Genomic DNA, 683 nt, shown 5'->3' with positions numbered 1-683 from the left:
TCGAGCTTCGTCCCGTTCAGCTCGCTCAGCCGCCTCAGCCCGCGAACGACGCCATCCCCTTTCCCGTACAGGGACTCCGCCATTGTCGAGGCCGGCAGGCCCAGCTCCCTGAAGTCGTCGAGGAAGACGATGAACTTGTACCGTCGGTCCCCGAAGAGCCACAATGAGAGATCCTCGCTCTCCACCACCTGGACGACGCGGCCCATCGAGCGGAGCATCTTGTCGAAATAAAAGACGAGATGGTCACCCTCCATCATCTTCTCGACCATCCGCTGGTTCCGGTCCGTCGTCAGGTTTCCGAGACCGTACGCCCGCAACCGGTCGGTCGAGAGACGCCCCAGCTGTGACTCTGTCAGGAAACGCGCGACCTCCCCCTTATCAATCGGGGCGATGCCCCCCGCGGACACCCCCCGCTCATAGTTCACCCACTCACCCACCGGGGTGATGTAATACGTCGGCCGGTCCACCTGGCCCGACACTTCCACTGCCGTTCGACTGTTTACCATGCCTTTCCCTCCCAATTGAATTAGTTAATTTACTACTACATAATAACTTAACCTCCATACTTTGTAAAGCCCTTTGTTACACATTTCCCTAAATCCATTCCATCCTCACCCTAAAAGCCCATCGAGCTTCGTCCCGTTCAGCTCGCTCAGCCGCCTCAGCCCGCGAACGACGCCATC

Annotated in this window: 1 protein-coding gene; it reads right to left on the bottom strand. The window is 58.4% G+C overall.

Annotated elements, in window-relative coordinates; genetic code table 11:
• Nucleotides 1-506 (bottom strand): hypothetical protein (locus tag BBB58_RS14915; RefSeq protein ID WP_143180282.1); only part of this gene is annotated, 506 nt, incomplete at its 3' end.
• Between the last annotated feature and the right edge of the window lie 177 nt (nt 507-683).

The organism is Exiguobacterium profundum (assembly GCF_001909285.1).
GTDB classification, from domain to species: Bacteria; Bacillota; Bacilli; order Exiguobacteriales; family Exiguobacteriaceae; genus Exiguobacterium; species Exiguobacterium profundum.
This window is presented reverse-complemented; position numbering and strand designations above follow the sequence as displayed.